The organism is Protofrankia sp. CiP3, assembly GCF_917627345.1.
GTDB lineage: Bacteria > Actinomycetota > Actinomycetes > Frankiales > Frankiaceae > Protofrankia.
On record NZ_CAKJTM010000019.1, the window covers coordinates 31,720 to 49,950 of the forward strand.

Genomic DNA, 18,231 nt, shown 5'->3' on the forward strand with positions numbered 1-18,231 from the left:
CGCTCTTATTGCCGGGCGCTCTTGCCCTGTGCGGCCACGGCGGCGGCGGCCGTCGCCGCGGCCGCCGGGTCGAGATACGCCGAACTCACGACCCGTAGATCGTTGTCCAGTTCGTAGCGCAACGGAATGCCGGTGGGGATGTTCATGCCGGCGATGTCGGCGTCGCTGATCGCGTCCAAGTGCTTGACCAGCGCACGCAGGGAGTTGCCGTGGGCCGCGACCAGCACGGTCTGCCCAGCCCGCAGATCAGGCACGATGGCGTCGTACCAGTAAGGCAGCATCCGCACAACGACGTCACGCAGGCACTCGGTTGTCGGTATCGCGTCCGGCGGCAGGCCCGCGTACCGCTCATCCACTCCGCTGGCCTGGTCAGGCCCGATCGGTGGTGGTGGCGTGTCGTAGGAACGGCGCCAGAGCATGAACTGCTCCTCGCCGTACTTCTCGAGCGTCTCAGCCTTGTTGAGACCTTGCAGGCCCCCGTAATGGCGCTCATTGAGACGCCATGAACGACGGACCGGGATCCAGGTGCGCCCGGCGGCATCCAAGGCGATCCAGGCGGTACGGATCGCGCGTACCAGCAGCGAGGTGTGTACCACGCTGGGCAGGAGGTCGGCGTCACGCAGAAGCTCGCCGCCGCGGGTCGCCTCCTTGACACCCTTGTCGGAAAGATCTACATCCACCCAGCCGGTGAACAGATTCTCACGGTTCCACGTGCTCTCGCCGTGGCGGAGCAGGACGAGCGTCGGCATACGGTCGATCCTGCCGCAACATGGGCGCCACAGGTGGCCAGATCGATGCGGCGCGCTCATGCGGGCACGCCGCCCAGTCAGGACGCCCTGACAACGCGGTCCCTTTGCCGATCCATGCTGGGTCCACCCGCTCCCGGCCTGTCCGCGCCCGCGCCCGCGCGGACAGGAAACCCCCGAGCGTTTCCGCCAGCTCAGCCACAGGGCTGACACGCTGACGGGTCGTCGGGACCAGCGACGACGCTCGGGGGTCTGGTGCCTGTCTGGTTCTCGCCGGTGCCGGTGCCCGCAGGTCACCCGGCCGGATGAGGACCACGAGACCGGCTAGCGGACAGTCACCTCACGAGTCCGTTTATCACACAAAACTGGACCACCTCCCTTCTCGTGTACCGACAACGCTACGTTCACCCGGGCATGCTCAGCAACCGCTTTTTCGACCACGGCGGCGATCAGGGAACGGCGTCCGGATGGCTGGATCGCGAGGACCGCCCGGACGACGCGAGCCGGGCGGTCCTGTTGCCGGGTACTCTGAACCACGCAGCCTTCGGCCGACTGGGTTCGGTCCGCCAGCTACACTCGGTCCATGGCGGTGGATGTCGAGGATGGGCCGCGAAATGGCTGGCAGACGCAGCTGCGATCGCGCGGTTACCGCCTCACTCCGCAACGCCAGCTCGTCCTGGAAGCGGTCGCCCGGCTTGGCCATGCCACCCCGGAAGAGATCGTCACAGAAGTCCACCGCACCGCGGGCGGGGTCAACATCTCGACAGTCTACCGAACGCTGGAACTTCTCGAGAAACTGAAGCTCGTCTCCCATGCCCACCTCAGGCACGGTGCGCCGACCTACCACGCCGCTGGCGCCGAAGACCACGTCCACCTCGTCTGCGGAGCATGCGGAGCCGTCCAGGAGGTCTCCCCGAACGTGTTGTCCGACCTGGTCATCGAGCTGCGGGAGCGGCTCGGTTTCACCGTGGACGTCAGCCACGTAGCGCTCACCGGCCGCTGTGTGGACTGCGCGGGCCCGCATGCCGGTTGAACCGTCCATGGCCACCGAACCGTCCATGGCCACCGACCCCACCGGGGCGCCCGTGACCGGCGCTGAGTCCGAAGCGTCGAACAAGTTCGATAACGACATCCATTATCGTTCTCCGTTGCTGGACATTACCGGCGCCGTACCCGCCACCGGGCCCGACCTCGGGGTGGCTGACCATTACGGGGACCCCCTGCGCGAACAGCGCAAGGCCGCGTCCGGCGCGGTCGTCGTCGACCGCTCGCACCGCGGGGTCGTCGGCATTACCGGTCCGGACCGCCTTTCCTGGCTGCACAGCATCACCTCCCAGCATCTCGGCACACTGCCGGCGATGCGGGGCAGTGAGGCGTTGGTGCTGTCTCCGCACGGCCATGTCGAACATCACCTGATGATCGCGGATGACGGTACGACCACCTGGCTGGATGTGGAACCGGGTACCACCGACCAGCTGTTGGCCTACCTGGCATCGATGCGGTTCCTGCTGCGGGTCGAGCCGGTGGACAGCACCGGCGATCGAGCCGTCCTTTCGGTGATCGGTCCGGCCGCGGTGGCTGCCGTCACCGACGCACTCGGTCCGCTCGACCGCTCGCTTCCCTGTCCTGACGACAGGCCCGCCACCAGGGCAGGGCCTACCGAGTACGACGGTGACCGGCTGGCCCAGGGGCCGTATCCGCTGGCCGCGACCCATCATCGGGATCCGGGAATCTCGGGCGGGACGCTTGTCCGGGCGATGCCCCACGGCGTCGACCTGCTGATTCCTCGACCGGAGCTGACCGCGACAGTCGACCGGTTGCGGTCGGCCGGAGTGACGCCAGCCGGCATCGCCGCGTTCGAGGCGCTGCGGGTCGCCGGCCGTCGGCCCCGGCTGGGCGTCGACACCGACCACCGGACGATCCCGCACGAGGTCGGCTGGCTGTCCACCGCCGTCCACCTCGACAAGGGCTGCTACCGGGGTCAGGAGACCGTCGCCCGAGTGCACAACCTGGGACGTCCGCCGCGCCGTATGGTGCTGCTGCACCTCGACGGCACCACGGTCGCCCAGGGCGCGCAGGTGAGCGCCGCTGGCCGGACGGTGGGGTTCGTCGGCACGTCGGCCACGCACGGGGAGCTCGGCCCGATCGCACTGGCCATCCTCAAACGCGGCGTCGCCGACGACACCATCCTCGTGGTCAACGACCCAGCGGCTGGCCGCGTCGCCGCGTCCATCGACCCGGCCAGCGGGCCACAGCAGCCGGCGCGCCCGGCGGGCCGGCTTACTGGCTAAGAGCGCCCGAGAACAGGACTGTCCGGCTCGCGGCTCCCCGCATCCCGCCCGGCCGCGTTGTCGTCAGTCGGCGCCCACCACCAGGGCGCCTTCCTCCACCGCCTTGCCGGACCGGGCGCGGACGAGCCGCTCACTGACCGAACGCCCTACCCTCGGGCGCTCTAAGCGGTCCGACCCACCGGGCGTCCGACAAAACAGGCCTCCGGCGGGAAAACCGGTGCCGAGATGTGTTCAGACCGGCCGGGCCGCGAGAAGGTGATCAGCCTCGCGCGCCTGCGGGTCGGAGGCATACCGGCGCAGACGCCGACGCACGTCCTCTACCCGCCGTCCGTTACGCTGCGACCGGGTGGCCTCCAGCAGGGGCACGACCTCGCGGATCAGCGAGCATCCCTGATCCAGGTTACCCAGATCGACCTGGACCGCCGCGTGGCGTAACAGGTAAGTGGCGTGGTCGCGGGCATGGATGGCCGGGTGTATCGCCAGGGCCTGGGTCAGCCACCGATCGGCCTGACGGAGCCGGCCGAGGTCGATGTAACAGATTCCGATCTGGGCGGCATACGATCCCTCGTCGAAGATGCTCGCCCAGGCCGGGTCCTGTGGGGTGGCTCGTTCGAAAGCGGCCTCACACCGGACGAGCGCGCGGAAGCACTCCACCGGCTCCCCCAGCGCCGCATATGCCCGCGCCAGCCTCATCTGGAACATCGCGCCCGCGCGTCCGCTGATACCACCACTACTGGCAAGGGATGTGTTCGCCAGTTCAACAGCTTCCCGCGGACGGTCGAAGTCAACGCACTGCAGCGCCATGTTCTTCATGATGTTCGCACCGACCAAACGGTCCCCGGCGGCATGCGCCGCGTGCAGGGCCGTGATCCAGTAACGCTGGGCGCTGGTGTGATACCCAGCGTCGAACGACGCCCAGCCCGCGACCCGAGCAAGCTCAGCGGCCAGCAGCTGGAGCCTTTCCCCGATCTTCTCCGTGTAGGAGCCCCGGGTGAGCAGCTCAGTGACCACGCCCAGCTCGGCATCCACCAGCCGCCGGACGCTCTCGCCACCAAGTCGATCATCCATCAGACGTAACCCGGGGATGTTGTGCTCAATGCGATTGACGATCTGGGTGTCCACCTGTCTGCCACCCAGCGCCGCGGCGAGCCGGGCGGGCTCGAGGTTCAGCCACTCACCAGCCAGGGCAGCCACACCGGCCCCAGTGATGGTCAAAAATCCACGACGATCCGTGAGGGCGTCTTCAACCACATCAATCATGGAAGTCACGCTGCCCGCGCCGCTCCAGGGGTAGTCGGTGCGCACAACATCACCGGTCGGCAACCACGCGGGCCATGGATGGGACTCCACCTTCTCCGACGAGACACCAAGCTCGGCGGCAAGAGCGAGCTGCGAGACCCGGTCGGGTACCACGCCGCGATGCTCCCAGCGCCAGACCTTCTGGCGTTCCGCCGCCATGTTGGCCACTCCCAGGTCGCGCGCGCGACGCGCCACCACCCGGGCCAGCCTCTGGTAGGACCAGCCACGCTGCGCTCGGACGAACGCGAGCGGGTGGGCGCAGACACCGGCGCTGTCAGTCAACATCATCCGCTTCCTTCGAGTCGCAATTGGTGAGCGATTAACAACTCTAGGTGAATAACCCCCCTTCCGTACAGTGATTAGGCCGGTGCTGTGAGCGCAAAAGTGTCGCCAAGAGACAACGAATCGTCCGTAAGAACATCGATTGCACGGCAATCGCACAATGCACGCACATAAATTACACAAAGTGGTCGATAGTAACATCCATCACCCAATTGCTTGCTGTCAAGCAAGCAATCAAAGAAATCGTACCGTCACTCCTCGACAGCAACAAAGGGCGGACCACGGTGAGATCACACACAGAGTATTCGACTACTCGCCGAACGCAGATACATGCCGGTTTACCAGCAGCCCAACGCACGCGGCTGAACTCGAGTAATCAGGGCGTGAACTGACCCGTTTCCGCGGTCAGGACGGCAGCAGCAGCCCGTCCTCGCCAAAAAAGATCAACGAGTCGAACGGGGCGTCAAGCGTCACCAGGCCAACAGGATTCGGATGATCGGCATTAACACGGACGGTGAGCATCCCGGCCTCGGTCCGGACGTAGACCGACCGGTCCGCGCCGAGACGCTCGACCACCACCACCTCACCGCTGATCCGAAAGCTGTCACCCGGCCCGCTGGCGTGACCGGCACGCTCCCCGGCCGCGCCGGGCCCGGCCAGGCGCAGCCGCTCCGGCCGAACCCCCACCGCGACCGAACCTGCCGGCGCGGGAACGGCAAAGCCCCTGCCGCGCAGCGTTGCGTCCGCCCAGCTGCCGTCGCACACGTTCATCGGCGGACCACCTACGAAGGTGGCGACGAAACGCGTGGCCGGCCGGTCGTAGATGTCGTCCGGGGTGCCGGCCTGCTCCAGCCGCCCATGGTTGAGCACGGCGACCCAATCACCAACCGCCATGGCTTCGGCCTGGTCATGAGTGACGAACAGCGCGGTCGACCCCAGGCCGCGCAGGAGAGCGACGATCTCCACTCGCAGTTCGGCCCGCAGTTGCGCGTCCAGCCCCGACATGGGCTCGTCGAGCAGGACGACCTTCGCCCGGGTGGCCAGTGCCCGCCCGATGGCTACCCGTTGACGCTGGCCACCGGACATCCGCGCGGGTCGCCGGCCCGCCAGCTCACCGATGGTGAGCATCTCCAGCGTTTCGCGGGCCCGCGCCCGGGCCGCCGACTTCGACATACCGCGCCCGTACCTCAGCGCCAGCACAAGATTGTCCAGCGCGGTCAGGTGCGGGTAGAGCGCGAAATGCTGGAACACCATGGAGACGTCGCGCTGGTGCGGTGCGACAGCGAGCTGGCTGACACCACCAAAGCGCAGATCACCGGCGGTCGGCTGCTCAAGGCCCGCACAGATGCGCAGGAGCGTGGACTTCCCGGACCCGGATGGCCCGAGCAGGGCCACGATCTCCCCCGGCAGCACCGACAAGCTCACGGCGTCAAGCGCGCGGACCGCGCCGAAGGTCCGGCTGACTCCGGCGATCTCGATGTGTACCCCGTTCGCCGATCTGGCAGGGGTCGCTACGGGATCACCCACGAGCCGCCCTGTGCCAGCGGTCGGCTCGACCAATGATCCGCTCATGGCCGCTTCCGCCGAGGCAGCCGCTGGAGTGGCTGGAGCGGCTGGCGAACCGGCCACCGCGGAAGACAGCGACGGCGGTGGATGCGAACGGTCATTGGGTGAGGTTCTCCGCCTGACTTTGCAACTCAGTCAACGTAGCCACCGGATCTGCCCCCATAATAATCTTCTGGACCGCATCCGACGCGAGTGTGGGCACTTCACCACCGCGTGCGCCGGTCCAGTACGGCGCCCGCACCAGCGAATCGACCATTGCGTTGAAGGGGACGAGCTGTGGGAACCGCTGGTAGAGCGGCACCAGCCGGTTGGCCGCCTCCACGTCGACCGGCAGATAGCTCACTGCCTCCACACCGGCCGCGACAACGTCCGGAGCGAGCAACGACACCATCAGCTCGGTCGCCATCTCGTTCTGGCAACGATCGGTCGCGAGCACCACAAGACCATTGCCACCGGCCACCGGGTGCTGGGTGCCGCCCGGCAGGACGGGGATCGGCACCGCTCCGAGCGGAAAAGAACCCTTGCCCTGCTGCTCGAGTGCCCGCAGCCCCGGCACGACCGAGTTGATGCTCGCCCCGGTCATGGCGGTCTGCCTGCCGAAACCAAACCGGACCAGGGCATCGGTCGGTGTCTTCGACTGCGGCCCGTAGGTGCCGGCCTTGGCCAGGAAACCGGCGGCGGCACGCGCGGCGTCAGTCGTGAAGTTCGGCCGGCCCTCGGCGTTCTGGATGTTCGCGCCCTTCGAGCCCGCGATGGTGTTGAGGAACCACTGGCCGAACTGATCCCCGGTTGGCAGGTCGATCGGTTGGACACCCGGCAGCGCGGCCTTTATCCGGTCAGCGGCGGCGATCACGCCGACGGTGTCCGTCAGGGACTTCGGATCCACGCCGGCCTTGGCCAGCATGTCGGAGTTGTAGAGCAGGACAGGTACGGACACCTGCTGCGGCACGGTGTACAGCTGCTTGCCGACCTTGCCCAGAACCGTGAAGCGCTGGTCGTAGGAGGCACGCAACAGACGCGGAGCCAGCTCCTGGGCGTCGAGCTGTTGGACGAACGTGGGCAACAGGTCGAACCCGGCCACCGCGAGGTCGGTGTTGCGCCCCGCCGAGGCGTCGGCGCTGATCTGCTGAACGATCTGGGTGTAGGTGGTCGCGGTTGAAGTGATCTCAACGGTCAGGCCGGGATGCGCCCTCTCCATGTACGCCTTACCGGATTTGGCAGTGTCGTTGAGCGGACCGCTCACGGTCATCCGCAGCGTCTTGACCTTGGCGGCGCACTGGGCCGACGCCATGGCTCCGTTGATGTCGTCAACGGCGGCGGTCGCGGGGCGGGCGGTCGGGCGGAGGCTCGGGTTGACCGACGGGCCGCCTGAACCACCCGCCCCGCACGCGGCGGCCATGAACATGGCAGCGGCAAGGGCGAGCGGCGCGGCCATGCCTGTGCGCGTGCGGCCGGGGCTCCCAAGGGGTCTGGACGGACGGGTCCGGATCACGTGTCTTCCTCTCGGGCGCGCTCTCATCCCTCAGCACCGACACCGACACCGGTGCCGGTGATTCCAGCAGCCAATCGCCGCTGAGCAAGGATGAACACGAAAAGTGTTGGCAAGCTTATAATCAGCGCCGCAGCCGACAGCTGGGCGAAATCAGGGAAACCACCGCTGGCTGAAACCAGGTTCGCCAGGGCCAGCGGCGGGGTCGCGATACCCGGTGACCGTGCCACCAGCAGCGGCCAAAGGTATTCGTTGAACGAAAGGAGAAAGCTGAAGGTCGCGACCGTGGCGATCGCCGGTGTCGACAGCGGCAGGACGATCGCGCGTAGTGTCCGCCACGTGCCGAGGCCGTCCATCCGGGCCGCTTCGAGTAACACCGGCGGAATCGTGATCATATACTGTCGAAGCAGGAAGATTCCCGCGGCATTCGTCATGAAGGGCAGCACCAGCCCGGCCCTGGTGTCGGCCAGGCCGACAGCGGAGATTGTCACGTAGTTCGGTATGGCGGTGATCTGTGGCGGTACCAGCAAAGTCGCGAGAATTACCGCGAACAGCACCGCGCGGCCACGAAACCGGAGGCAGCCGAGGGCGTAGGCGGCTGGTATCGCCGTAGCGAGCTGCAGGAACGTGATCGCGATGCTCACCCCGATTCCGGTCGCCAGCGCAGGCCCGAGGCCCGCCGCCTCGAACGCACGCGGGAAGGCCGCGAAGCCGACATCGGACGGAAGCGGGCTCGACGACAGACCAAGCACATTCTGCGGTGGACCGACCGCGGTACGCAGCATCCACCAGAACGGAAGGGAGGCACCGCCGATCCCGACAGCGAGAAACGCCCAGCGCAGACTGGTTGAGACGATCCTTCCTGGCGAGCTGGCCGGATGGGCGCGGCTCACCACAGACACGCCACTGGCGTTCACAGCGTCACCTCGCGAGCGACTCGGGCACGTGCCCATCGTCCGACGGCGGCGCCAATAACACCGAGTAGGACGACAGCGACCAGCAGCAACAATGCCAGCATGGAGGCATAGCCGATCCGGAACGATCCAGTAAATCCTGCCTTGTAAATGTAGTACACAATCGTCGTACTGGAGCCCAATGGACCACCCTGGGTGAGGACCGCGACCGTCTCGAACGTCTGCAGCGTGAGAATCGTCGCAAACACCGCGACGAACACCGTGGTAGGCGCCAGCAGCGGCAGCGTGATCCGGCGCAGCCGCGCCCAGCCGTGGATGCCGTCGACATCAGCGGCTTCGCGCACCGACGCCGGTATCGTTGTGAGGCCCGCGAGATACACGACGAAGACGAAGCTCGCCAACCGCCAGCCGCCAACAAGCGCGACTACCGGCAATGCGGTGGATGTGTTTCCAAGCCAATCGACCGGGGCGATTCCGAACCAGCCGGCCACCGTGTTCGCCAGCGCGTCCGGATTAGCTGAAAAAATGTAGGAGAAAACAACCGCCACCGCGACAAGATTGGCACTCACCGGTAGAAACAACGCAAGCCGGATGAGTGAACGCCCACGGGTCACCCGGTCGGCCGCGAGTGCCAGGCCAAGGCCGATCACCACCGCTGGAACAACGGTGATCAGGCAGTAGGCCACGGTATTACGGACAGCCTGCGCAAGGTCCGGATCATGCAACGCGGCACGAAAGTTGGTAGTGCCGACCCAGCGGAAGCTCGGCCCGGTGAGAGTCTTGTCAGTGCCCGCGATGAACGCGGAGACCAACGCCGGCGCGATCGTGAACACGCCGAGGCCGACGACGGCCGGCAGCAACAGCGCCGCCACTCGCCAGCCTGGACGCTGGAACACCGAGTTCATGGAGCCGCCGGCCGGACATAGCGCCAGACACACCGCCGGGCACGCGGCCGGATCACCCGCCGGCCGCGCCCGGCCGGACAGGACGGAGCTGTTCGGTACACGGTTCGGAATCTTGGCCGGTGACAGGGCATTTGTACACGACCCGGCCGTGTCGACACGGCGACCGCGCGAAGACAGCCTTCGGTCACCGTTCACGGCCGCGAGCAACAGCCGGCGGGCGCGGAACGACGCGCACCGAAAGTCACACGCCGAACGCTTGGAGTCCGATGCTGACCCTTCGGCTTCCGCTCCGGCAATCGGGTGTGCCTCCTCGGCGCGATCCCTGTAAGAATGTCAATTGACCTGATGTCGATCTCCGGGGCCACAATGAGTGAGCGCAGCAGTTCCGGCTGGGGGCGCGTCGGCGACGACGGCACCGTGTACCTGCGGACACCCTCGGGTGAACGCCCTGTCGGTTCCTGGCGGGCTGGCAGCCCGGCGGAGGGCCTCGCGCACTTCGGGCGGCGCTATGACGACCTGGCGGCCGAGGTCGTGCTGCTCGAGCGGCGGCTCACCGTCCCCAGCGCCGAGCCGGCGGACCTCGCGTCGAGCGCGCGCCGGCTACTGGCCTCCCTCGACACCGCCGCGGTCGTCGGCGATCTGGAGACCTTGGCCCGCCGGCTCGAGGCGGTGCTCACCGCGGTCGATGCGCGAAAGGCCGAGCGGGCTGCGGAGCGGGCCCGACGGACCGCCGCGGCGATCGAGGCGAAGGAAGCACTCGTCGCGGAAAGTCAACGCCTCGCCAGTGGTTCCGACTGGAAGGTCTCGGGCGAGCGGTTCCGCGCCATCGCCACCGAGTTCCGGGCGATCACCGGCGTGGATCGCCGTACGGACACCGAGCTGTGGAAAAAGGTGACCGTTGCCCGCGAGGAGTTCAACCAGCGCAGGACCGCTCATTTCGCCGCGCTCGACCAGCAGCGCGCGCAGGCCAGGGAGCGCAAGGAGGCGATCGTCGCCGAAGCCGACGCGCTGGTCGACTCCACCGAGTGGTCATCCAGCAGTGCTCGGTACCGGGCACTGCTGGATGAGTGGAAGTCAGCCGGACGCGCGCCCAAGGACGTCGAGGACGCCCTGTGGCTGCGCTTCCGCTCCGCGCAGGATGCCTTCTTCGCCCGCCGCAACGCGGCCAGCGCCGAACGCGACGCCGCCCTGCGCACAAACCAGGCCAGCAAGGAACAGCTGCTCGCCGAAGCCGCCGCGCTCGACCCCAGCCAGCCCGAGCGGTCGCTGCGCAGGCTACGGGAGATCGAACAACGCTGGGACACGATCGGGAAGGTGCCTCGCGAGGCCAGTGCCGACCTTGAGCGTCGGCTGTCGGCTGCCGGTGACCGTATCCGTCACGCGGCGGACGCCCGGTGGCGCCGGCCGCAGACGGCGGAGTCCGCGTTTGTGACGACATTGCGGGAGTCCGTCGCCAAGCTGGAGGCAAAACTGGAACGAGCTCGGGCGTGCGGGCACGCGGACGAGGTAGCGAAAGCCGAGTCGGCGCTGGCGACACAGCGCGAATGGCTCTCGCACGCGACTCGTTGATCCTCATCCGCGAGACGCCTGGCCAGCTGAGCGCTTGCCATAGCTAGCAGTCGGACGTACGCTTCACAGTGTTGGTCACCCGGTGCCGTAGATCCTACTATCCCAGCCAGAATTCATTCGGGGGCCCGCTCAACCGAGGGCGGCGTGAGCACAGATTTTTCGCGCCGTCGACAGCCAATATGATCCAGCGGCCAAAGGGTATGCGATGATTTTTCGCCTGCCCGGCGGCCCCAGGAAATCTAGCCGGGAGGAGGCTGCCGTCCAACGTGCCGCCCCTGAATGTGCGTGATCTCGGAGACTTCATCAGGGACCAGCGCAAAATCGCGCAGATCTCCCTTCGGCAGCTCGCCCGGCAGGCCGGGGTCAGTAATCCTTATCTGAGCCAGATCGAACGTGGTCTGCGAAAGCCGTCCGCGGAGATTCTGCAACAGATCGCCAAGGCACTTCGAATCTCCGCGGAAGTGCTTTACGTGCAGGCCGGCATTCTCGACGAACGGTCGTCCGACAATGATGTCGTCGTCTCGATTCTCGCGGACACGGGTCTCACCGAACGGCAGAAGCAGGTCATTATCGAGATCTATGACGCGTTCCGCAAGGAAAACTCGACCTGCGGCCTGGTGCCCGAGCCGTCCTTGCCGGACGACCTGAGCACCGGGCAGCATGCTCCGGAGCCGGCCTCCGGATTCGACCGCGCGGAATCTTCCCCGAACGGTGCCGCCCAACCGGGCAACACGGCGGTGACGACCAGCCCCACCACTGGCAGCCAGGCAAAGAAAACCACAACCAGGCGGAAGACGGCCGGCACCCGGGCGGCTGGCGATCCCGAGCAGCGGACACCGGTGGCCCGGCGGCCACGCTCCACGGAAACCGGTGGAGAAACTGGTGGGAATGCCGGCGGCAGAGCCCCCGCGAAGACCGGCGTGACCGCATCCGAGGATGTCCCGCTCACCACGGTGGCGACCGATGAACCAACCACCCATGACCCGGCAGAGGACGCATAAAGATCAATAAATCGGCAACACGCCGACAACCCACGGCCATGTCATGACCGCAGACCAGGAGGTAGCGATGGCCACCATCCGAACCACCGCCCAAACGTCGGAGGACACCGCTGAGGCCGAGGTAGACGTCAAAATCCCGCTGTCCGAGGTCCGCAAGCCCCTGTACGCCTCGGTGGGTGCCGCCGACGCCGCCGTCAAGAAGATCCTTACCCTTCCCACCACCTACGTGGATGAGGTCAAGAAGTTTTCCGATCGGGTCAACGGTATTTCCACCCAGGCGCAGAAACTGCCGACCAACGTCCAGACCGCGGTCCGGTCACTGCCTGCCACAGTGGGTTCGCAGCTTTCCGACCTACAGGGACGCGCAAGCTTGCTGTACAACAGTTTTGCCGATCGGGGTGAGAAGCGGGTCTCCAGCATTCGCCGGAGCCCGGTCACCGAGGAGGCTGTTTCCCGCACCAGGACCGCGGTCAGTCAGACCAAGGTCGCCCGCGACTCAACCCGCAGGGCGGCCGAAGCTGTCAGCAAGGCCGTCGGCGACGCCGCCGCGTCCGACTAGCGGCCAACTAGCGGCCAACTAGCGGCCAAAGGCCGCGCGATCGTGGTTCTTTTCGCGCGACCGACGCCCCGGCAAAACAGACTCCGCTGCCACTCGGGAAACACAACCCCATCTCATGGTTCCGCTTCGGCAACCACGGGCCCCGGACCCTAACGTTCGGGACCCGTGGCGTGTCGTGCTGTACTGAGATATGAGATATCGCCCACTGGGATCTTCCGGTCTGCTGGTTTCTGTCGTCGGTCTCGGCTGCAACAACTTCGGGTCAAGAGTCGACCTCGAGGGCACCCGGGCTGTCGTCACCGCGGCGCTCGACAACGGCGTCACGCTCTTCGACACAGCCGACACCTACGGCAACAAGGGCGGCTCCGAAACACTGCTCGGCCATATCCTGCGGACCCGACGCGACGACGTGGTCCTCGCCACCAAATTCGGCAACGACATGGGCGGCGCATACGGGCCCGACTTCAACGCGCGCGCTTCCCGCCGATACATCCGCAAGGCTGTGGAAGGTTCGCTCCGCCGGCTTCAGACCGACTACATCGATCTTTTCCAGCTTCACACGCCCGACGCGTTCACTCCGATCGAGGAGACGCTGACCGCGCTTGACGAGGTCGTCCGCGAAGGCAAGGTCCGCTATGTGGGGTCGTCGAACCTCACGGCCTGGCAGATCGCGGACGCCGAGTGGACCGCACGCGCGTCCGGTACCACTCGTTTCATTTCCGCGCAGAACCACTACAACCTGCTGGAACGCCGCGTCGAGGCGGAGCTCGTCCCGGCCGCGCAGAAGTACGGCATCGGTGTGCTGCCGTACTTCCCGCTGGCGAACGGCATTCTTACCGGCAAGTACACCCGGGACTCCCAGCCGCCGCCTGGCACCCGCCTCGTGGGACGCCAGGACGAGCTGACCGACGAGGTCTTCGATCGGCTCGAGACGCTGGAGACCTTCGCCCGCGAACGCGGCCGGTCCCTGCTGGATGTGGCCGTCGGTGCGCTGGCCGCGCAGCCGGCGGTAGCGTCAGTGATCGCCGGTGCCACCACGGCGGAACAGGTCCGAGCAAACGTCGTGGCCGGTGAGTGGCAGCCGCGAGCCGACGACCTGGCCGTCCTTGACAAGATCGCCCCAACCCAACGCCCGGGTTCCTGACACCTCCCAGGCGTCGGCAGCGGACAGCCGCTCCGCCGCCGCTGCCCACGGGATGCGCAACCGGGTGCCGGGTCGTCGAAAATGGTGCTCATGGTCGAAGTGACGCTGGTACGGGGAGACATCACCGAACAGGACGTCGACGCTGTCGTCAACGCGGCGAACTCGTCACTGCTCGGTGGCGGCGGGGTGGACGGCGCGATCCACCGCCGCGGTGGACCTGACATCCTCGCCGCATGCCGTGCGCTGCGGGCAGGCACGCTGGGCGGCGGTCTGCCGACCGGCCGGGCGGTCGCCACAACAGCGGGCCGGCTGCCCGCCCGGTATGTCATCCACGTCGTCGGCCCCGTCTGGTCGGACGTCCAGGACCGTTCGCACCTGCTGCGATCCTGCTACGAGCAGGCTCTGCGGGTCGCGGACGAGCTGGGCGTGGCGTCGGTGGCCTTCCCCGCGGTCAGTGCGGGTGCGTACGGCTGGCCGCTTGACGACGCCGCCCGCATCGCCGTGAGCAGCGTCCTGATCACGCCGACCAGCGTGCGGGAGGCCCGCTTCGTACTGTTCGACAACGCCAGCCACAGCGCCTTCCAGACAGCTCTGGACGCGCTGCGTTGACGAGCCGTCTCAGCGGCCCCCAACGACGGCCGTACCCGTGCATCCGGGCGGCCAGGCCACGGTGACCTCGCCCAGCCGCCATCGCCGCGCGTTACCGCGCACCGGCCAGCCATCCGTCCGGATGGCCTCGACCGCCGCGATCCATCGTTGTCTCGGCCCGAACGCCGCGCGCGGCGCCATCCGCAGCCAGGCGTCATCGAACGAGGACAGCAACGCATGTATGTCCTCACCCGCAACGTTGCGGGCGATAAGTGCCTTCGGCAGCCGTTGGGCGATCTCGGACGGCCGGCTCAGGCTCGGCAGATGCGCCGCGAGGGTGAGGGTGGTGCCGCCCGGCCAGGGATCGGCCGGGAGTTCCCGGCCGGCTCCCGGTGCCCCCGCCCCGGAGGGCGCACCGGACGGACCGTCGACCGCGAACCAGCATGCGTGCCTGCCGATCTCGTCGCAGGTGCCCTCGACCAACAGGCCGCCGGCGGCGATCTGGTCGAGCATCGACCGCCAGGCTGAGCCAACCGCCGTCGCCTCGTACTGGCGGAGCACGTTCATCGCGCGGACCAGCACGGGGCGCAGCCCCGCGAGCTCGAATCCGCCGTGGGCGAAGGCCAGCCGTGGCGGGCGTGCGGCCGGAGCAGCCGCCGCCACCCGGGCCCGGTCGATCTCCAGCCCGACGACCTCGACGCCGGGCACCACCCGCGCCAACCGGTCGTAGAGCTCAACCGTGGTGATCGGGGACGAGCCGAAGCCGAGGTCGACGACCAGCGGAGTATCGGCGCCGCGCAGGCGGGCAGCCTGCGTTCCGATGATCCAGCGATCGACTCTGCGCAGGCGGTTCGGATTGGTTGTCCCGCGGGTCGCGACCCCCAGCGCCCTGGCACGACCGGCGGCGAGCCGAGGCGTACGGCGGCGGGCGGGAAAAGTACCGGGCACCGCTTCACCATCGCAGGGCCGTAGCGCTCGCCGCGGCGAGCCCCGGATTCCCCGCCCGCGGACATCCCAAGAGAGTCAGATGAATCTCACATTTCGACTTATATCGGCCTATCGGCCGTGTCGATGGCAGAATGTAGCGGGCCCCATCGGGACGACGGACCCCACCATGGTGGTCGGTGCGGCCTGGTGCCGTACCCGTAGGGAGGCGTCCGGGCCGGGCTCCGGCGCGCCCGCCTACCAGCGCACGGGTATGTCCTCGGACGTGTCCGGGCATGCGGGCGGCAGATCCGTTGTTCGGACATTCGGGAAGCTGGCGATCGGTGTGTCCGGCTCGATATGGAGGTGATCGGTGCGTCGGGTGCGGTTCGGCCACTCCCGCCGGGTTGCCATGCTGTCGATGCATACGTCGCCGCTGGAGCAGCCGGGGACCGGGGACGCGGGCGGGATGAACGTATACGTGGTCGAGCTGTCTCGGCAGCTCGCCCTGCTCGGTACCGAAGTTGAGATCTTTACCCGAGCCACCAGCAGCAAGGCCGAACCGATGGTCGCGCTCGCCCCCGGGGTCACGGTGCGCCACGTCAACGCGGGTCCGTTCGGGGACGTCAGGCGGGAGGACCTGCCCGCCTGGTTGTGTGCGTTCATCGTGGATGTGCTGCGGGCCGAGGCCGCGCGGGAGCCCGGTTGGTTCGATGTCATCCATTCGCACTACTGGCTGTCCGGCCAGGTGGGGCTCGCCCTGGCCCGGCGATGGGCGGTGCCGCTGGTGCACACAGCCCACACCCTGGCAAAAGTCAAGAATCATGCGCTTGCCGAGGGCGACCGACCAGAGCCACCACACCGTATCGTCGGCGAGCAGGAGGTCGTCACCGGCGCCAGCCGGATGATCGCGTCCGCCGCTGACGAGCGACAGCATCTCATCGATCTCTATGCGGCGGATCCGGACCTTGTCGACGTCGTGGCGCCCGGGGTCGATCTGGAGGTGTTCCGTCCCGGCGAGGCCGCGGCGGCGCGGACCCGCCTCGGTCTCCCGCCGGACGTGGTGCTCGTGCTGTTCGTCGGGCGCATCCAGCCGCTCAAGGCGCCTGACATGCTGCTGCACGCCACTGCCTACCTGCTGGCGCATGAACCGGCGCTGCGGGAGCGCATGGTTGTCGCTGTCATCGGCGGGCCGAGCGGCTCCGGCCTCGACCGGCCGGACGCCCTGGTCAAGCTTGCGGCCGAACTGGGCATCTGCGACGTCGTCCGATTCCAGCCACCGGTGCCCCAGCCGGAGCTGGCCGACTGGTACCGGGCCGCGAGCGCGGTCGTCGTCCCCAGCCACAGTGAGAGCTTCGGGCTTGTCGCGTTGGAGGCCCAGGCCTGTGGGACGCCGGTCGTCGCGGCGGCCGTGGGGGGGTTGCGCACAGCCGTCCGTCACGGCGTCTCAGGAATCCTGGTGGAGGGACGCGATCCGGCGGCCTACGCGGATGCGCTGGCCAGGCTGATCGGCCAGCCGCGCTGGCGACAACGGCTCGCTGCCGGTGCCGTCAAACAAGCGGCGGAATTCGGCTGGTCAGCGACCGCCCGCGGGGTCCTGGCCGGCTACCGTGACGCAGCGGCGCCGGCAACCGTTCCGGCGAGCGCCTGACAGACTGATGTCCCGCGCCCAACTCATCCGATCGCATCGGAGCCGGAGCATGTCACTATCTGTGAATGACACCGAGCGAGCACGCCTAGACCGTGTGATCGACGGCACCCTGGCGGACATCGGTCTGGTCTACGAGCGGGTGGACGAAGGATCCTTCCTCGTCACGCTGGAAGGCGACCACAAGCTCCGGACGATGACCTGGTTGATCGTGGGAGACCACACGCTGCTCATCGAGGCGTTCTTCATGCGCAAGCCCGCTGAGAACCCGGCGGGCACGTACGCGTTCCTGCTCGGCCGTAACGCGAGGACGTACGGCGTGCACTTCTCGATCGATCTGGTCGGAGATGTCTATCTCACCGGTCGGCTCCCGCTGACCGCGATCACCGCCGACGAGATCGACCGGGTTCTCGGTTGTACCCGCACCTACTCGGACGAGAACTTCGACCCGGCCGTGGCACTGGGCTTCGCCAGCGCCATCGAGCGGGAGAAGGCGTGGCGGGCCCGGGTCAGCGCCGCCGAGACGAGCACCCGGATGCGGAACTGACGCTACGGAGCGGAGTGGACCCGGGCGAGGCGCGCGGAAAGGTGCGACTGCAATGGCTTGCCCTCGGCCTCCATGTCGATGGCATAAGCAAGATCGCCTCCCTCGACAATGCCGTACAACCGCTCACAGCGGTTGACAGCGCGTGCCGTGGCAGTCCGGATCACAACGTTGGATCGCAGCTCCACCCGCGTGCCGACGACATCTCCGACGTAAATCTCGCTGATGCCGAACGGGTGGGCGAGCATGACCTCGACCGTGGGCGGCCCGTCGCCATCCGGCGGCTGCACGCGCCAGAACCCGACCTCGGTGGCCAGCGGACTTCCCTCGTCACGACCGTCTCGAGGCTCACCAACCCACCACGTCCGGGACTCGTAGGACAGAGCCGGCCGGCCGGTGCTGGAGAAGACGACCTCCTGGCCGTAACGGAAGCCGTCCATCCCCTCGTAACCGCCGACGCCCTCGCCGCGCCAGGTACCCAGGAGGAAGGCGAGCGGCCGCAAACGTGGATGAAGATCGACCACCGGCCCCGGCAGCGTCGTCATGTCGGCTCCACCACACGCGGGCGCGGGCTGGAAACGCTCAACGCTGGCCTGAGTACAGCTTGTAGACGACGTACACGGAGAACCACCCGATAAGTACCGCCACTGTGATCAACAGAGCGGTGAAGAAGATTTCCAGCACCTGCCCACCCTAGCCTGGCAGCATCAGCCCAGCGCTGTGATTCCGGTTCTGTGACGTCATCTGTGCCGGCAGCCAGGC

Annotated in this window: 17 protein-coding genes; 9 read left to right on the forward strand and 8 right to left on the reverse strand. The window is 67.5% G+C overall.

What is annotated here, in order from left to right; all coding sequences use genetic code 11:
• Positions 1 to 5: 5 nt before the first annotated feature.
• Positions 6 to 749 (reverse strand): phosphoglyceromutase, encoded by a 744-nt coding sequence (locus MJ797_RS09875; protein ID WP_239333941.1) that lies wholly within the window; start codon positions 747 to 749, stop codon positions 6 to 8.
• Between the two features lie 580 nt (positions 750 to 1,329).
• On the opposite strand from MJ797_RS09875, the gene MJ797_RS09880 reads away from it, so the two are divergent.
• Positions 1,330 to 1,779 (forward strand): Fur family transcriptional regulator, encoded by a 450-nt coding sequence (locus MJ797_RS09880; RefSeq protein WP_239333943.1) that lies wholly within the window; start codon positions 1,330 to 1,332, stop codon positions 1,777 to 1,779.
• A gap of 7 nt (positions 1,780 to 1,786) precedes the next feature.
• Positions 1,787 to 3,037, forward strand: coding sequence for a folate-binding protein YgfZ (locus MJ797_RS09885; protein ID WP_239333945.1), 1,251 nt, complete (start codon positions 1,787 to 1,789; stop codon positions 3,035 to 3,037).
• 231 nt (positions 3,038 to 3,268) lie between these two features.
• On the opposite strand, the gene MJ797_RS09890 is transcribed toward MJ797_RS09885, so the two are convergent.
• The 5 genes from MJ797_RS09890 to MJ797_RS09910 all read right to left on the reverse strand — a co-directional run bounded on the left by MJ797_RS09890 (position 3,269) and on the right by MJ797_RS09910 (position 9,492).
• On the reverse strand, positions 3,269 to 4,621 hold the full coding sequence (locus MJ797_RS09890; protein ID WP_239334047.1) for a transcriptional regulator: 1,353 nt from the start codon (positions 4,619 to 4,621) through the stop codon (positions 3,269 to 3,271).
• Positions 4,622 to 5,023: 402 nt separating this feature from the next.
• The gene (locus tag MJ797_RS09895) at positions 5,024 to 6,190 is read right to left on the reverse strand and encodes an ABC transporter ATP-binding protein (protein ID WP_239333947.1); all 1,167 of its coding nucleotides are present in this window, start codon (positions 6,188 to 6,190) and stop codon (positions 5,024 to 5,026) included.
• Between the two features lie 91 nt (positions 6,191 to 6,281).
• Positions 6,282 to 7,619 (reverse strand): extracellular solute-binding protein, encoded by a 1,338-nt coding sequence (locus MJ797_RS09900; protein ID WP_374581898.1) that lies wholly within the window; start codon positions 7,617 to 7,619, stop codon positions 6,282 to 6,284.
• Between the two features lie 80 nt (positions 7,620 to 7,699).
• Positions 7,700 to 8,590, reverse strand: coding sequence for a carbohydrate ABC transporter permease (locus MJ797_RS09905; protein ID WP_374581881.1), 891 nt, complete (start codon positions 8,588 to 8,590; stop codon positions 7,700 to 7,702).
• Positions 8,587 to 9,492 carry a carbohydrate ABC transporter permease gene (locus tag MJ797_RS09910; protein ID WP_239333949.1) on the reverse strand — a complete coding sequence of 302 codons (906 nt, stop codon included), beginning with the start codon at positions 9,490 to 9,492 and terminating at the stop codon, positions 8,587 to 8,589. Before MJ797_RS09910 ends, MJ797_RS09905 begins: the two co-directional genes overlap by 4 nt.
• A 366-nt stretch (positions 9,493 to 9,858) precedes the next feature.
• Here MJ797_RS09910 and MJ797_RS09915 point away from each other — a divergent pair, with 366 nt between their 5' ends.
• From MJ797_RS09915 to MJ797_RS09935, 5 genes are all read left to right on the forward strand, one after another.
• On the forward strand, positions 9,859 to 11,061 hold the full coding sequence (locus tag MJ797_RS09915; protein ID WP_239333951.1) for a DUF349 domain-containing protein: 1,203 nt from the start codon (positions 9,859 to 9,861) through the stop codon (positions 11,059 to 11,061).
• 266 nt (positions 11,062 to 11,327) lie between these two features.
• Complete coding sequence (locus MJ797_RS27180) at positions 11,328 to 12,062, forward strand: helix-turn-helix domain-containing protein (RefSeq protein ID WP_305039694.1); 735 nt, start codon at positions 11,328 to 11,330, stop codon at positions 12,060 to 12,062.
• Between the two features lie 67 nt (positions 12,063 to 12,129).
• Entirely contained in the window at positions 12,130 to 12,621 is a 492-nt protein-coding gene (locus MJ797_RS09925; RefSeq protein WP_239333953.1) for a hypothetical protein, read from the forward strand.
• A 190-nt stretch (positions 12,622 to 12,811) separates the two neighbouring features.
• Entirely contained in the window at positions 12,812 to 13,765 is a 954-nt protein-coding gene (locus tag MJ797_RS09930; protein ID WP_239333955.1) for an aldo/keto reductase, read from the forward strand.
• Between the two features lie 90 nt (positions 13,766 to 13,855).
• A complete protein-coding gene (locus MJ797_RS09935; protein WP_239333957.1) occupies positions 13,856 to 14,374 on the forward strand; it encodes an O-acetyl-ADP-ribose deacetylase in 519 nt (172 codons plus the stop codon).
• A 9-nt stretch (positions 14,375 to 14,383) separates the two neighbouring features.
• On the opposite strand, the gene MJ797_RS09940 is transcribed toward MJ797_RS09935, so the two are convergent.
• On the reverse strand, positions 14,384 to 15,301 hold the full coding sequence (locus tag MJ797_RS09940; RefSeq protein WP_239333959.1) for a class I SAM-dependent methyltransferase: 918 nt from the start codon (positions 15,299 to 15,301) through the stop codon (positions 14,384 to 14,386).
• A gap of 388 nt (positions 15,302 to 15,689) precedes the next feature.
• Between MJ797_RS09940 and mshA the strand changes: the two genes are divergently transcribed.
• Both mshA and MJ797_RS09950 read left to right on the forward strand, forming a co-directional pair.
• Positions 15,690 to 16,928: a D-inositol-3-phosphate glycosyltransferase gene (gene mshA, locus MJ797_RS09945; RefSeq protein ID WP_374581900.1), complete on the forward strand. Its 1,239-nt coding sequence runs from the start codon at positions 15,690 to 15,692 to the stop codon at positions 16,926 to 16,928.
• Positions 16,929 to 16,977: 49 nt separating this feature from the next.
• Positions 16,978 to 17,472, forward strand: a complete 495-nt coding sequence (locus tag MJ797_RS09950; protein ID WP_239333963.1) for a YbjN domain-containing protein — start codon at positions 16,978 to 16,980, stop codon at positions 17,470 to 17,472.
• Between the two features lie 2 nt (positions 17,473 to 17,474).
• Here MJ797_RS09950 and MJ797_RS09955 read toward each other — a convergent pair whose 3' ends face one another.
• On the reverse strand, positions 17,475 to 18,014 hold the full coding sequence (locus MJ797_RS09955; RefSeq protein ID WP_239333965.1) for an FABP family protein: 540 nt from the start codon (positions 18,012 to 18,014) through the stop codon (positions 17,475 to 17,477).
• Positions 18,015 to 18,231 lie beyond the last annotated feature (217 nt).

Bases quoted from the DNA above. Each gene is read 5' to 3' on its own strand.
- MJ797_RS09875 (WP_239333941.1), bottom strand. From the start codon at position 749: ATGCCGACGCTCGTCCTGCTCCGCCACGGCGAGAGCACGTGGAACCGT.
- MJ797_RS09880 (WP_239333943.1), top strand. From the start codon at position 1,330: ATGGCGGTGGATGTCGAGGATGGGCCGCGAAATGGCTGGCAGACGCAG.
- MJ797_RS09885 (WP_239333945.1), top strand. From the start codon at position 1,787: ATGGCCACCGAACCGTCCATGGCCACCGACCCCACCGGGGCGCCCGTG.
- MJ797_RS09890 (WP_239334047.1), bottom strand. From the start codon at position 4,621: ATGTTGACTGACAGCGCCGGTGTCTGCGCCCACCCGCTCGCGTTCGTC.
- MJ797_RS09895 (WP_239333947.1), bottom strand. From the start codon at position 6,190: ATGAGCGGATCATTGGTCGAGCCGACCGCTGGCACAGGGCGGCTCGTG.
- MJ797_RS09900 (WP_374581898.1), bottom strand. From the start codon at position 7,619: ATGGCCGCGCCGCTCGCCCTTGCCGCTGCCATGTTCATGGCCGCCGCG.
- MJ797_RS09910 (WP_239333949.1), bottom strand. From the start codon at position 9,492: ATGAACTCGGTGTTCCAGCGTCCAGGCTGGCGAGTGGCGGCGCTGTTG.
- MJ797_RS09915 (WP_239333951.1), top strand. From the start codon at position 9,859: ATGAGTGAGCGCAGCAGTTCCGGCTGGGGGCGCGTCGGCGACGACGGC.
- MJ797_RS09925 (WP_239333953.1), top strand. From the start codon at position 12,130: ATGGCCACCATCCGAACCACCGCCCAAACGTCGGAGGACACCGCTGAG.
- MJ797_RS09930 (WP_239333955.1), top strand. From the start codon at position 12,812: ATGAGATATCGCCCACTGGGATCTTCCGGTCTGCTGGTTTCTGTCGTC.
- MJ797_RS09935 (WP_239333957.1), top strand. From the start codon at position 13,856: ATGGTCGAAGTGACGCTGGTACGGGGAGACATCACCGAACAGGACGTC.
- mshA (WP_374581900.1), top strand. From the start codon at position 15,690: ATGCTGTCGATGCATACGTCGCCGCTGGAGCAGCCGGGGACCGGGGAC.
- MJ797_RS09950 (WP_239333963.1), top strand. From the start codon at position 16,978: ATGTCACTATCTGTGAATGACACCGAGCGAGCACGCCTAGACCGTGTG.
- MJ797_RS09955 (WP_239333965.1), bottom strand. From the start codon at position 18,014: ATGACGACGCTGCCGGGGCCGGTGGTCGATCTTCATCCACGTTTGCGG.